8 protein-coding genes and 3 pseudogenes are annotated in these 14,292 nt (G+C 53.6%); 9 read left to right on the top strand and 2 right to left on the bottom strand.

The features are described from left to right. Nucleotides 1-48 precede the first annotated feature (48 nt). The 8 genes and pseudogenes from smc (at nucleotide 49) to HMPREF9162_RS09000 (ending at nucleotide 12,044) form a co-directional block, all read left to right on the top strand. Entirely contained in the window at nucleotides 49-3,612 is a 3,564-nt protein-coding gene (gene smc / locus HMPREF9162_RS09035; RefSeq protein ID WP_009439122.1) for a chromosome segregation protein SMC, read from the top strand. A gap of 24 nt (nucleotides 3,613-3,636) precedes the next feature. After that, on the top strand, nucleotides 3,637-4,575 hold the full coding sequence (ftsY, locus tag HMPREF9162_RS09030) for a signal recognition particle-docking protein FtsY (RefSeq protein ID WP_009439120.1): 939 nt from the start codon (nucleotides 3,637-3,639) through the stop codon (nucleotides 4,573-4,575). A gap of 23 nt (nucleotides 4,576-4,598) precedes the next feature. Beyond that, a pseudogene (locus tag HMPREF9162_RS09025) lies at nucleotides 4,599-5,146 on the top strand (NUDIX domain-containing protein). 12 nt (nucleotides 5,147-5,158) lie between these two features. Beyond that, complete coding sequence (locus HMPREF9162_RS09020) at nucleotides 5,159-5,788, top strand: site-2 protease family protein (RefSeq protein ID WP_009658534.1); 630 nt, start codon at nucleotides 5,159-5,161, stop codon at nucleotides 5,786-5,788. Nucleotides 5,789-5,796: 8 nt separating this feature from the next. Beyond that, complete coding sequence (locus tag HMPREF9162_RS09015; RefSeq protein WP_009439119.1) at nucleotides 5,797-6,525, top strand: ScpA family protein; 729 nt, start codon at nucleotides 5,797-5,799, stop codon at nucleotides 6,523-6,525. Next, entirely contained in the window at nucleotides 6,512-7,129 is a 618-nt protein-coding gene (scpB, locus tag HMPREF9162_RS09010) for an SMC-Scp complex subunit ScpB (protein ID WP_009658523.1), read from the top strand. The genes HMPREF9162_RS09015 and scpB overlap by 14 nt, the downstream gene beginning before the upstream one ends. Nucleotides 7,130-7,180: 51 nt before the next feature. Next, on the top strand, nucleotides 7,181-9,673 hold the full coding sequence (locus tag HMPREF9162_RS09005) for a DUF3656 domain-containing protein (RefSeq protein WP_009752938.1): 2,493 nt from the start codon (nucleotides 7,181-7,183) through the stop codon (nucleotides 9,671-9,673). Nucleotides 9,674-9,687: 14 nt separating this feature from the next. Continuing rightward, a pseudogene (locus HMPREF9162_RS09000) lies at nucleotides 9,688-12,044 on the top strand (endonuclease MutS2). Between the two features lie 84 nt (nucleotides 12,045-12,128). On the opposite strand, the gene HMPREF9162_RS08995 reads toward HMPREF9162_RS09000, so the two are convergent. Beyond that, nucleotides 12,129-12,650, bottom strand: coding sequence for a transposase (locus tag HMPREF9162_RS08995; protein WP_254655384.1), 522 nt, complete (start codon nucleotides 12,648-12,650; stop codon nucleotides 12,129-12,131). A gap of 130 nt (nucleotides 12,651-12,780) precedes the next feature. On the opposite strand from HMPREF9162_RS08995, the gene HMPREF9162_RS08990 reads away from it, so the two are divergent. Continuing rightward, nucleotides 12,781-13,776 (top strand): IS5 family transposase, encoded by a 996-nt coding sequence (locus tag HMPREF9162_RS08990; RefSeq protein ID WP_175282240.1) that lies wholly within the window; start codon nucleotides 12,781-12,783, stop codon nucleotides 13,774-13,776. 153 nt (nucleotides 13,777-13,929) lie between these two features. Here the strand turns inward: HMPREF9162_RS08990 and HMPREF9162_RS08985 are convergent. Next, nucleotides 13,930-14,292: pseudogene (locus HMPREF9162_RS08985) on the bottom strand (transposase); the annotation flags it as partial.

The raw sequence follows: 14,292 nt of genomic DNA, 5'->3' as shown, positions 1-14,292 counted from the left end.
CACGTTCTGTTATAATGGGGGCACTTATTTGTAGAGGAGGGGCGCAGCGTGCAGTTAAAACGCTTGGAAGCGTACGGATTCAAGTCCTTTGCCGACCGCATCGTCGTGGAATTTGACCGCGGCATTACGGCGGTTGTAGGGCCGAACGGCAGCGGCAAAAGCAATATTACGGATGCCGTTCGTTGGGTTCTTGGCGAACAGAATATCCGAATGCTGCGCGGGCTTCGCTCCGAAGATATTATCTTTGCAGGTTCCACCGCGCGGCGTGCACTCAGCGTCGCGGAAGTCGTGCTCGTCTTTGACAATCGGGATAAGACACTCCCCATTGATTATGAGGAAGTTGTCGTCAAACGCCGTCTTTATCGCAGCGGGGAAAGCGAGGTATATCTCAACGACGCGCGCTGCCGTATCAAGGATATTTACCGTCTCTTTGCCGATACCGGTATCGGACATGACGGCATGAGCATCATCGGGCAGAACCGTCTGAACGATATTCTCGACAGCCGCCCAGAGGAACGCCGCGTCTTTTTCGAAGAAACGGCAGGCATTACGAAGTATCGCACGAGGAAACAGGAGGCGCTGCGCAAGCTGCGCGAAAACGACGCCGATCTCATTCGCTTGAGCGATATCATGTATGCGCAGCGCGCCGAGCTAGAGCCGCTGGCGGCACAAGCGGAAAAGACAAGCGCGTATCGTGAGCTCGAGGCGGAGCGGCGTCAATATCGCCTGACGTCGCTCGTGCAGACGCATGAACAGCTCGTCGGCGCGCAGGAAAATCTCATGCGCCTCCTGCATAATGACCGTGATGAAGAGGCGTCTCTTATTGGAGAACGCGCGCAGACGGAGGGGAAAAAACGCAATATAGAGCTTGAGATGGAGCAAATCGACAGCGATCTCGCAGAGATAGAAAAAAGTGATACAGAGCTGCAGAATGCGCTTGACGCGCTCAAGAAGGAATCCGCTATGCTCCTAGGGCGGCAGGATCAATGTGTGCGGCGCAAAGAGGATTTGGAGCGGCTGCGCGAGTCGAGCCGGGCAAAGATTGAAGCGACTGAGCAGGAAATTGTGCAAATTCAAAATATGCTCTCCGGTAAGATTGCCGCACGGGAGGAAAAGGAGAAGGCGCACACAGAGGCGCAGGAACAACTAAAGAACATCCGCACGCATCGTGCGCTGTATGAGGAACAATCGGCACGCGGCAGCCGATCGCTACGCGCCGTGGAGCGCGTCATGGTAAGGCTGCGCGAGTCGCTTGCCGTTGCCGCCGATCACTCTGAACGCGGAGATGAGGGGCGTCTGCGGCGCAGCGAAGAACTGTCACAAAAGAAATGCCGGATTATAGAGGCGCAAAGCGAATTGAGCCGTATGGAAGCCGCACTGCAAGACCTCGAGCAACAGCGAGATAAATGCGCCGACGATCGCGTACGCCTTTCTCATGCAGTGGAAGAACACCGGGCGAAAGCGCAGGGCATCGAGGAAGAGATGCGCCGCACTGCAGAGGAAATTCAACGTGCGCAGCAACGCTATGACTTTGTTCGAAAACTACAGGAAAGCTATGAGGGATTTGGCAAAGACATACAAATGGTGCTGCAGGCAAAGGAGGGCTGGCGCAGCGGTGTTTTTGGCACCGTTGCCGATCTGATCAGCATCCCGGAGCGTTATCTGACCGCGATTGAAATTGCACTTGGCGGCAGTGTGCGCAACATTATCACGGATGATGCGCAGACGGCGAAGGCGGCGATCGGCTGCCTCAAGCGGCGGAACGGGGGACGCGTGACCTTTCTTCCGCTTTCCTCCATCGTCGTTAAACGTCCGTATGACGTTGATCTCTGCCGCGTCCGGGGTGCTGTCGGTTGGGCGAATACGCTGGTCTCGGCGGAGGAGCGGTTTCAAAGAGCCGTGGATCATTTGCTCTCCCGGACGCTTGTGATGGAGACGCTGGACGATGCGCTCGCTGCGGCAAAGGAACACGGGTATCGAATCCGCATGGTCACACTGACGGGGGAGCTGCTGAACCCGGGCGGCGCGATCTCGGGCGGCGGGCAGCGATACCGTCAGTCCTTCTTACTGAACCGCCGCCATGAGGCGGAGACCTTGGCAGAGACGCTGCGCACGCAAAAAGAACGGCATATTGCATTCCAAGCCGATTTGGAGGAACGAAACAGGCTTCTGGATGACGACTGCACACGCCGGGACGCCGCGTCCGCCGAAGAGGCAGAGCTTAACCGCGACCTCCTTGCGGCGCGCAGTCAACGCGATATATACCGCACGCGTCTCGCGGATCAAACAGCTGCGGTAGAGGATTTAGAACGCAAAGAACGTGTGGCGCAGGAAAGCAGTGCGAGAGCCGCGCGCAAAAAAGAGCTGCTCGAGCGTCATCTCGCGCAGTGCGGCGATCATGCACGGCGTTTTTCCAAAGAGACGGAAGAGATTGCGCAGAAAATGACGGCGCTCTCATCCGAGGAGCAATCCTGCGCGCAGGGGCTCCATGCGCTCGAAGTAGAATCTGCCGCACTGGACGCGGAGATTCGGACGGGAGCCGACCATGTGAAAACGCGTACGCTTGAATACCGTGAGGCAACCGAGATGCTGGACGGTTTTACGGAGCAAATTGCGAAGCTCAGCGAAGAATTATCCGCCGGAGAACAACGGAATGCTGCATTGGAATCCGCCATCTCGGAAGAAGAGGGGAAGCTGCGCGCCCATAGAGACAATGCGCAGATCCTCAAGGATCGTCGTCTGCGGTATGAGGCAGATATGCGTCTGCTGGACGACGCGATTAAGCGTACGATCGCCTGCATGGAGCAGGTGCGTGCGAAGCTCCATGAGAACGACAAGCAGCTCGATCGCATCAATGTGCGTCTTGCCGATTGCAGCGAAAATTTGATTTCAGAATTTGGCATGACGGCGGAAACTGCAGCGCAGCAAATTTCTCCCATTGACGAATCCGTACTGAACGAACGTTTCAATGAGCTGACGAACGCCATCAACGCACTCGGTGCGGTCAACCCCAACGCCGTCGAGGAATACGCGGAAAAGAAAGCGCGCTATGAAGAGGAAGAAGCACAGATTCACGACCTTCAAAAGGCGAAGGAAGATATAGAGCGCATCATCCAAAAGATAGACACGGATATGACGCAGACATTTCGGGAGGCGTTTCAGCAAATTCAGGGATATTTCAACGAGATATTTATGAGGCTCTTTGGCGGCGGCGTTGCGGAATTACGGCTCACGGATCAAAGCGATATACTCTCGAGTGGTGTGGAGATTCTCGTCACACTACCGCATAAAAAACGGCAGAATCTCTCGGCTCTCTCCGGGGGCGAACGTGCTCTCACCGTGATTGCGCTCCTCTTCTCCTTCCTGAAGTACCGCCCGTCACCGTTCTCTATTTTGGATGAAATTGATGCGCCGCTTGATGAGGCGAATGTTTCTCGATTTGGAGATTTCTTACAAGAATTTGCACACAATACACAGTTCATCATCGTGACACATCGGAAAGGCACAATGCGGGCGGCGGACAGTATGTACGGCATCACGGTCGAGGATGCGGGCGTGTCGAAGGTTCTCTCGATTCGGCTGAAGGATTACGAAGAGAGTGCGACCGCTTAGGTTTTTAGAAATAAAGGAGCAGGCATGGGATTTTTTGATCGACTCAAAAAAGGGCTCAGCAAAACACGGGAAAATCTCACCCACAACATAGAACGGCTCATCATCGGTTATGCGGACATTGACGACGATCTCATTGACGAGCTCGAGGAGACGCTGCTTATGGCGGATGTCGGCGTAAAGACGACGGAAACGCTGATTGCCGCCGTGCGAAAGGGGATTAAACAGAAAGAGATTCGGAGTCCCGAAGACCTGATTCCGTTCATGGAGAAAGAGATTGTCCGTATCCTGGAAGAGGGCGACGATACGTTCCGGATGGCGGCGCAGGAACCGACGGTGCTGCTCGTGGTCGGAACCAACGGCGTCGGCAAGACGACGACCATCGGAAAATTGAGCGCATATTATAGTCGGCAGGGGAAGACCGTTCTCTTAGCCGCGGCGGACACCTTCCGTGCGGCGGCGATCGACCAGTTGGAGATTTGGGGGAACCGCACGAACGCGCAGGTGGTCAAGCACGCGGAGGGCTCCGACCCCGCTGCGGTCGTATTCGACGCGATGCAGGCGGCGAAAGCACGCGGCGTCGACATCGTGATCGTAGACACGGCGGGACGTTTGCAAACAAAATCCAACCTTATGCAGGAGCTCGAAAAAATATACCGCGTAATCGGACGCGAGATTCCGGGCGCGCCGCATGAGACTCTGCTCGTGCTCGATGCGGGGACGGGGCAGAACGCCATCAGTCAGGCGGAGCTGTTTACCAAGGCGGCGCCGGTCTCAGGCGTTGTGCTGACGAAATTGGACGGCACGGCAAAGGGCGGCGTAACCATCGGCATCAAATCACAGCTTTCCATTCCAATAAAGTGGATCGGCGTCGGAGAAGGCGTTGACGATCTGCGCCCGTTCCGCGCGGAGGACTTCGTGAGCGCGCTGTTCTTGAAAAAGGAAGACGAGGGGGCGTCATCGTAACGCAGATGAAGGGGAACATGATTATGTACGAAGATCTTGTTGAAACGAAACTCGCCTGTGAAAAAATCTTTGACGGCACACTGCTGCATGTCCGGCTCGATACCGTACGGCTCCCGAACGGCAAAGATGCCGTTCGGGAGTGGATCATGCATCCGGGGGCTGCTGCCGTACTGCCGATCTTGCCGAACGGCGACGTTATTTTGGTGCGGCAGTACCGCTACCCGATCAGTGCGGTGACGCTCGAGGTGCCGGCGGGAAAGCTCGACGCCGACGGTGAGGATCCGCTGCACTGCGCGCGCCGGGAGCTCTCGGAAGAGACCGGATACACGGCAAAGACCTACGAGAAATTGACGACGATTGCGACCACGGTCGGATTCTCCAACGAATATATTCATCTCTATGCCGCACGAGGTCTGTCCTCCGGCGTGCAGCACACGGATGCGGACGAATTTGTCAACGTCGTGCAGATGCCGTTTTCGCGTGCGCTCGAACTGATAAAAAAGGGGAGATTATCGACTCCAAGACCATCATCTCCTTAATGATGGCGGCAGAGCGGTTCGGGACTGATTGATGGGAGAGATTTATGTTCGGATTTAATTTTACCGAAATGCTGCTCGGCATTCCGGGACTTATCATAGCCATGACGTTCCATGAGTACGCACACGCGCGTGCCGCAGTTTCTCTAGGCGATTTCACGCCGCGGCTGATGGGGCGATTGACCATCGATCCGAGGGCGCATATCGATCCGATCGGACTGATTATGCTCTTTCTCGTACGATTCGGATGGGCAAAGCCCGTGATGATCAATCCGGTCAATTTTCGCAATCCCAAGAGAGACGACATTATCGTATCGCTCGCGGGTCCCGCGATGAATCTTCTGCTGGGATTTATCGCTTTTTATATGTTGTATTTTATTCGCTATCACAACATAGACGTCTCGGCGATTACCTTCAGCATCATACAGATGATCTTCATCTATAACGTCAACTTCGCTGTGTTTAATATCCTGCCGATCCCGCCGCTCGACGGATCACACATTCTGCGGAACCTCCTGCCGCCGGATCTCGCCTATCGCTATCAGGCGCTGGAGCGGTACAGTATCCTCATTATGATTGTATTTATTGCGACGCCTGTGCTCGGCGTCGTTCTCATGCCGATGTTCCAATTCGTGTATGCCATTTATAAAGCGCTTGCGGGCATACTTGTATTTTAGTGTGGATTATGGCGTCAAATTATCTTGTGAAATTGGAGGCGTTCGAAGGTCCTATGGATCTTTTGATGCATTTGATTGAAAAGAATAAGATCGATCTCTACGATATTCCGATTGCCGATCTGACAAAACAGTACCTTGCATATATTGATGCGGCATATGAATTCGACATCGAATTTGCCAGTGAGTTCTTGGTGATGGCGGCAACGCTGCTGCGGATTAAGTCGCGCATGATGCTTCCCAAAACCGATGCGGAGACGTCGCCGGACGAGGACCCTCGCATGGAGCTCGTGCTTCGCCTGCTCGAGTACAGACGATTCAAGGAGATTACGCCGACGCTGTATGCGATGGTGGAAGGGCAAAACGGCTATGTAGAACGTCCGCCGACATCTCTTCCCGCGCAGCGGTCAGCACCCGAAAATCTATCGGCAGATGTGCTGATGAAGATTTTTTGCACGCTGCGGCGTATGCATCGAGAAATTACGATACCGACCGTCGTGATCGCCGCGGAAGAATATCGTGTCCGGGATAAGATGACGGATATACTGGAACTTCTTACAGAGCACCGCGGAAGAATCACCTTGCGGAACGCCTTTCCTACGGGCACACGCGAAGAGCTCTTGGCGGCTTTTTTAGCACTCTTGGAACTGACGAAAATGCAGACCGTCATTGTGTACCAAGACCGGCTATATGACGACATACAGATTGTGATGAAGGAGGCGGCAGTTGGAGTCTCTTAGCCAAAAAGCGATATTGGAGGCGATTCTCTTTGCCTCAGGGACGCCGCTCTCCATACAGAAACTTGCCGAAATCATCGAAACGCCTGAGTGGATCGTACAAGAACTGCTGACTGCATTGGAGAGTAGCCTGCGTGAACGCGGCAGCGGCATTTCCTTGCGCAGATCCGCCGGTGGGTATCAGCTCGTCACGCATCCGGCGGCATTTTCCGCAGTGCAAAAACTATCGGACGTTGTGCGGCCAACGCTGTCCACCGCTGCGATGGAAACGCTCTCTATCATCGCCTACAAACAGCCCATTACGAAACAGGAAGTGGAGTATATCCGAGGTGTGCGGGCAGAGCGCTCTATTGCGCGCCTCTTAGAGCTGGAGCTGATCTGTGAAACGGGACGGAAGCAGGTCGTCGGACGCCCGATCCTCTACGGCACGACGGAGCTCTTTTTGCGTGCCTTTGGTTTGGAGCGGTTAGAGGATTTGCCTGCGCTTCCGGCGGCAGACGAGCTGAAGGATACACTTGATAACGATCAGCTCCGACTGTTTGAAGAATTGCAGACGACATCGGTCTTCATCGGCGAGAATGATGGGAACGATGCCATTGAAGAATGATATTGTTCGGTCAAATAGATACGGACGCCGTATTTTGGGAGTGTGACACACTTGGTGGAATTACTTGCTCCGGCAGGAAGCAAGGAGTCTTTTTTTGCTGCCGTGGAAAACGGAGCAAACGCGGTTTATCTCGCGGGGAAGATGTTTGGCGCACGCGCCTATGCATCTAATTTTGACAACGACACCCTCGCGGAACTGATCCGATATGCCCATCTCAGGAATGTCGGTGTACATGTTGCCGTCAATACAATCATCAATAACGACGAGCTGCCAAAACTCAGAAGTTATTTGCAGTTCCTCTACGAGGCAGGTGTGGACGCCGTTCTCTTGCAGGATCTCGGCGCGGTAAAACTCGCGCGGGATGCCGCTCCAAAACTTCCCCTGCACGCGAGCACGCAGATGACCGTGCATCATATTTCCGGTGTGCAGGCGTTAGAGGAGCTGGGGGTTTCTCGCGTTGTACTCTCGCGTGAGCTTTCTCTCAAAGAAATTCGTTCTATTTGCGCGCACAGCCGCATAGAAATCGAATGTTTTGTCCACGGCGCGCTCTGCGTATGCTATTCCGGGCAGTGCCTCATGAGCAGTATGATCGGCGGACGCAGCGGAAACCGGGGCAGGTGTGCGCAGCCATGTCGTCTCCCATACACACTGGTGGATCGTGATGGACGTGACGTTCTTGGCGATGCGGCGGGGGATTTTTTGCTGTCTCCGCGCGATCTCAATACGATAGACTTGATCCCGCAGTTGATGGACGCCGGCGTTGATTCTCTCAAAATAGAGGGGCGTATGAAGCGTCCCGAATACGTTGCGACGATCGTGCGTGCTTATCGTAAAACGATTGACTGGCATCTTGATATGAGCCGTCCGCCTGTTGACGAGCAGGATCGCGACCGCTTGGCGCAGGTGTTCAATCGTGATTTTACGACGGCGTATTTGGAGAAACGTCCCGGAAAGTATATGATGAGTGATCGGCGTCCCAACAATCGCGGGCTGCGTATCGGTCGAGTCACTGCGTATGCAAGTAAAACGGGAATGCTAACGGTCAAATTAACAAGACCTCTGTCCGTCGGTGACCAAGTCGATGTGTGGGGGATGAACGGCAAACGTATCGGTGCGGATATTACCGCCCTCTATACGAGTCGAGGGCAGAGCATCGAACATGCCCGGGCAGGAACAACGGTATCCTTTGAAATCAAGGGAAAGGTTCACATGAGCGACGCCGTGTTCAAGGTCTATGACAAGGCTCTAATGGATGAAGCCCGCCGTTCTTATGAGGAGGATGCGCGTAAAAAAATCCCCGTCTGCGCGCACGTTGAGGCACGGATGGGGAAGCCGCTGCGCCTTGCGTTTACGGACGATAGAGGTAATACCGTTTGGGCAGAGACCGAGTATATCGCAGAGCCGGCAAAGAATCGACCACTCACGGAGGAAACTGTAGAAAAGCAGATCAATCGGCTCGGAGCAACGGCTTTCACGATAGCGCACTTGTCATCCGATATAGAGGACGGGCTGATGATGCCCGTCAGCGAACTGAACAACGTGCGCAGAGAAGCGATCGCCGCGTTAGCGCAGCAGTGCATCGTATCTTTCGAGCGGGCAAGGCGCGGCGCACTGCCAAAAAAAGATTGGCACATGCCGACCGGCAGCCCCGCTCCTACGCCGAAGCCTGCGCCGCTAATGGCCGCGGTGGATGACATAGAGACGTTAAAGGCGGCTATAGACGCAGGGGCAGACGGTATTCTCTACGGCGGAGAAAATTATGACGGTATTCACCTGCGTGCCGAGGATTATCGAGCGGCGTGGAACTGTGCAAAAGAGCGCGGCGTTCGCATCGACTTCAATACGCCGCGCATTGTCCGTGCGACGGAAGAAGAGGAGATCGTGCGTCTTCTTGAATCGTTCCGTACAGAGCCGCCCGACGCGCTTCACGTGCATCATATTGGCATGGCGTATTTGGCTCGATCATATCTTTCAGTTCCTCTTCATGCAGATTACTCTATGATCTCCTATAATGCGATGACCACGGAGTTTCTGCATTCCTATGGATTTTCCGAGGCGACACTTTCACCGGAGCTGAATGCAAAGCAGATTTCGCGTATGGCAGGGCGCAGCGCACTTCCGCTCACCGTATTGGCGCACGGCAGACTGCCGCTTATGATCTCGGAGTATTGCGCTGTCGGCAGCTTTCTCGGGGGCTTAGACGGCGATACATGCTCACATCCATGCCGCAGGGAAAAGTATTTCCTGCGTGATCGCAAAGGTATTGATTTCCCGATAGAAACCGATCAATTCTGCCGTATGCATATATGCAACGCTAAGACGCTGTCCCTGCTTCCGTATGCCGCGCGTTTGATGCACAGCGGCATTTCGTGTATTCGGATTGAGGGGCGCGGCATGACAATCAACGAGCTTCGTAAGACGGTTGCCGCTTACAAAAATGCCCTGCGCATGTTGCTCCCGCTCAGCGCGGAGCAAGAGCGTATGCTGCGTATGCAGGAGGGCGGCAATATCACACGCGGGCATTATTCCCGCGGCATTTTATAATTTGAGGTAGGAGCATGGACACTGAGGCATTCAAGGTTTTAGAATACGAAAAATAAAAGACCGGCTATCATTATTTACTTCCTCCATGCGAGGGAAAGAACTGTGCCGCACGATGACGCCCGCATCGGACTTCGATACCGTTCTGCGGCTGCACGCGGAGACTGCGGAAGCTGTGAGCGTCCTGCAAATGCAGGCGCCGCCCTTCGGCGGTATCTATGACCTGCGGCATACGCTGCAAAAAGCCACGCTCGGTTCTACACTAGAAGTCGAAGAGCTGCGAGAGATCATGAGCACGATGCAGGGCATGAGAAACGTCAAGTATTTTTTCCGCGATGCCGATCTGTCTCTTCCACTGCTGAAAGAGAAGGGTGTACGGATTGAAATCCTGGGGATGCTCGAAAAGCATTTGCAGAATACCATTGACGAGCATGGCAATCTCCGCGACGATGCGAGTCCGGAACTTCGACGTGTGACACGAGAGATGCTTTCCGCACAAAATCGTGTGAAAGAGCGGCTTTCCACGATTCTGCACGATGCGGCATATCAAAAATGTTTTCAAGAGGCGATCGTCACCGTCCGTGCCGAACGCTACGTTATCCCCGTCAAACAGGAATACCGCGCGCAATTTCCCGGCGTCATTCATGACCGCTCCGCAAGCGGCGCGACGCTTTTTGTAGAGCCGTTGGCAACCGTGGAACTCAACAACACCGTGCGTCAAATGGAGCTTGCGCGAGAGCAGGAAATACGGCGTATTTTGCAGCAGCTGTCGCAGGAAATTGCACGCGCCGCAGATATTGTATCCGAAAACTGCACGATATTGGCAGAGCTTGATCTCATCTTTGCGCGCGCGGGACTATCGCGCAATATGGAAGCCTATGCGCCGACGTTCAATCGTGCCGGATACGTTCGGCTGCAAAGGGCGCGCCATCCGCTGCTCCCGAAAGACCGTGTCGTCCCCATCGATATTGAACTGGGACGCGATTTTTCCGTGCTGTTGATTACGGGACCCAATACCGGCGGGAAAACCGTCAGCATGAAAACGCTTGGCATTTTAGCGCTCATGGCGCAGTCCGGCTGCTTTCTCCCAACCGCGTCGGGGGCAGAACTCCCCGTGTACGGAAGCATCTATGCGGATATCGGGGACGAGCAGAGCATAGAGCAAAGTCTCTCTACGTTTTCGGCACACACGAAAAATATCGTGCGGATTCTGCAAAAGGCAAAGAGCAACGATCTCGTCCTATTAGACGAAGTGGGCGCGGGGACGGATCCTGACGAAGGCGCAGCCCTAGCGCGCAGTATCATCGAGCATCTTTTACAGCGCCGCATCAGTGTGATTGCAACGACGCATTACGCCGCGCTCAAGACATATGCCTATGGCAGACAGGGCGTTATGAATGCCAGCGTCGAATTTGATACGTCGACGCTGCGCCCTACCTATCGTCTCTTGATCGGTACGCCGGGTGCGAGCAACGCCTTTTCGATCAGCCGTCGGCTCGGACTTGCCGACGCTATCGTCGCGCGTGCGCAGCGGTATATCGACGAAGATCATGTGCGGTTTGAGACTGTCGTCAACGAGCTTGAGCAGGAAAAGCGCGCGTACGAGACCCGTCAAACCGAACTGCGTATACGGGCACAGAAAATATCCGCCATGGAGGAGCAGCTGCGCACGGAACGAGACAAGTTTATCCAGGCGCATAGGAAGCTCCTGCACAAGGCGCGCGAAGAGGCGAACGGCATTGTACGCGAGGCAAGGCGCAGTGCGGAAGAGACAATTAAAAAGCTCAAGCAGCAGTTTGACGATCACGGCGTGAAAGAGCGCCGCAAGGCGATCCAAGAAGCGCGCGAGCGTCTGACCGGAGCCTATATGCCGCAGCGACATCCCTCCGCCACGAAAGTCGGGCAAAAGATCCGTGCGGGCGAGATTGAGCCCGGAGATATTGTCCATATCACGCGGTTGGCACAGGAGGGTACCGTCCTCGCCGTGCAGGGGAAGGAGCTCACCGTCCAAATCGGTGCACTGCGCACCGTCGTTAAACCGGATGAATGCACGTTCGTCTCACGAAAAAAGAAAAACCACCGCACCGAAAAAGTCGGCTTCACGGGAGGAATCTCTCAAAAAGCGGCGCGGGTACACTCGCAGATCGATGTGCGCGGCATGACCGTATCCGAAGTGGAACTCACGCTTGGCAAATTTATTGACGACGCTGTCTTTGCGGGACTTTCAAAAATCCTAATCATTCACGGCAAAGGGACGGGCGCCTTGCGCCTTGGCATACAGGATTATTTGAAGCGTCACCCGTCTGTTTTATCTGTCGCATTTGCCGATATTTCCGAAGGCGGAAGCGGTGCAAGCGTTGCGGAGCTGAAATGAGCAGTGGCATTGAGTATATGGTTTGTTGATATGAGTCTGTGAAGAAAAGTCTGTAAATCGGATCTTCTATGATGTGTGCAAGTGTTAATCAGGCAATCTGTTCGGATACATAATGGCCAGTTCGCCTCGGATTTTACCCCAGTTCTTTATCGGCATCGTCCATTTCTTAGTGGCTTCAAACGTCGTCAAATAAAGAACCTTTAATAACGCTTGTGCACTAGGAAATACGCTCCGTTGTCGATTTAATCTGCGGTATGATGCATTAAGACTCTCTATGATATTCGTGGTATAAAATGCGGTGCGAACACCCATAGAGAACTTGAATATCGGTGTTATGACGTCCCAATGATCATACCATCTCCGCATGGCCGCTGGATAATGGGAACTCCATTTTTTATCTGCCTCTTCTAGTCTTTTGAGGGCGGTCTTTTCATCAGGAGCCGTGTATATGCTGCGAAGATCCTTGGCAAAGAATTTCATGTCCTTATGCGCCACATATTTCAGGGTATTGCGTACCATGTGTACGATGCAGCGCTGATGCTCCGTTTCCGGAAAGGCCGCCTCTACCGCTTCCTTGAGCCCGCTGAGCCCGTCAGAGCAAAGGATAAGAACATCTTGAACCCCCCCGATTTTTTAGGCTGTTAAGGAAACACTGATAAATTCTTATGTTGCGCAACTCTGCCTTGAAAGATTACAATAGAGAAAAACAATAAACGATGAGGGAGAGACAAAAATGGTGCAGCAAACATTTACAGACATGGAATACGCAAACCGTAACAGAACAACAAAGCGTGAAGCCTTCCTGGATGCCATGGAATCCATCATCCCTTGGAAAGAATGGATGGAACTCATTGCGCCGTTCTACGTCCAGAAAGAGCGTGGCAGGAAGTTAATCCCGCTCGAAACGATGCTGCGCATGTATCTCATGCAGAACTGGTTCGGTCTCTCGGACGAGGGAATCGAGGATGCAATCTATGACAGCTATGCCATGAAGCGCTTCCTGAAGATCGACTTCTCCATCGAACGGACACCGGATGCTACGACACTCCTGCACTTTCGACACCTGCTGGAAAAGCATGACATCACCCGCAAGATGTTCGACGACGTGAAAGAGCGGCTGGACGCCGCAGGACTCATCATGCACGGCGGTACAATCGTTGACGCCACCATCATCCATGCACCAAGCTCGACCAAGAACACCACGAAGACCCGCGACCCTGAAATGCACTCCGTCAGGAAAGGGAATCAATGGTTCTTCGGCATGAAGATTCATTCCGGTACGGATGCGGCAACAGGCTACGTTCATACAATCACAGGGACAGCAGCCAACGTGCATGACATCGTGCAGGCGCACGCATTGATCCGAGCGGATGACCACAGCGTCTATGGGGACTCTGGGTATCTCGGCGTGGAAAAGCGCGCAGAAATCCTTGAAGATCCTCATCTATCGAGCGTGGATTACCGTATTGCGAAAAGACCTTCAAAGAACCGCACAACAAAGGCGTATGCAGGAGTCAACTGGGACAAGAAGATCGAACACGAGAAAACTTCCATCCGCTGCAAGGTGGAGCATCCGTTCCTCATTGTGAAGCGGCTGTTCCAAGCGGGCAGGACAAGGTATCGTGGCATCAAGAAGAACCTGCTCCGTTACTATCTGCTCTTTGCATCGGCGAACCTCGTCATGTGTTTGAGGGCAGGAAGGCAGAGGGCGTTCTGCATGACAATGGGATAAGTGCGCCCTTTTTCCAAAATTTCCCGGTGAAATGGGCGATTCGGGGAAGAAAAAGGGGCAATGAGAGCAGTGTTGCACGCTCTTTTGTATTGCAATTTGTGAAATTTGTGTCTGCGGATCAGCTGGCTGTGATTATCCACTATTTATCAGTGATTCCTTAAGAATGCCAAGCCAATATTTGCTGCTCTCATTTTCTCCAATTTCAATGGTTAAGACTTCTTTTCGCCCGGCATCGTTAATCCCTACAACGACGTAGGCCGCAAGTTTGCTTACGATGCTGTCCTGACGCACGGAAAAATGGATGGCATCAATGAAAACGATCGGGTAAACGCTGACAAGGCAGCGGTTCTGCCATTCCTCAATGTGGGGCAGAATCTTATCGGTTACGTCGGATACAAATCCTTCCGATGCCTCAAAACCGTAGATGTCATTGATCGTTTCGGAAATCTGTCTCGTAGTCATTCCCTTGGCATACATGGATATGATTTTCTGTATCAATCGCAGAGATATCCTTCT

Origin of the sequence: Selenomonas sp. oral taxon 137 str. F0430, from assembly GCF_000183625.1 — a bacterium.
Lineage (GTDB): Bacteria > Bacillota > Negativicutes > Selenomonadales > Selenomonadaceae > Centipeda > Centipeda artemidis.
This window is presented reverse-complemented; position numbering and strand designations above follow the sequence as displayed.

Excerpts from the sequence above, each read along its gene's own strand:
- ftsY (WP_009439120.1), top strand. The coding sequence starts at position 3,637 with ATGGGATTTTTTGATCGACTCAAAAAAGGGCTCAGCAAAACACGGGAA.
- HMPREF9162_RS09020 (WP_009658534.1), top strand. The coding sequence starts at position 5,159 with ATGTTCGGATTTAATTTTACCGAAATGCTGCTCGGCATTCCGGGACTT.
- HMPREF9162_RS09015 (WP_009439119.1), top strand. The coding sequence starts at position 5,797 with ATGGCGTCAAATTATCTTGTGAAATTGGAGGCGTTCGAAGGTCCTATG.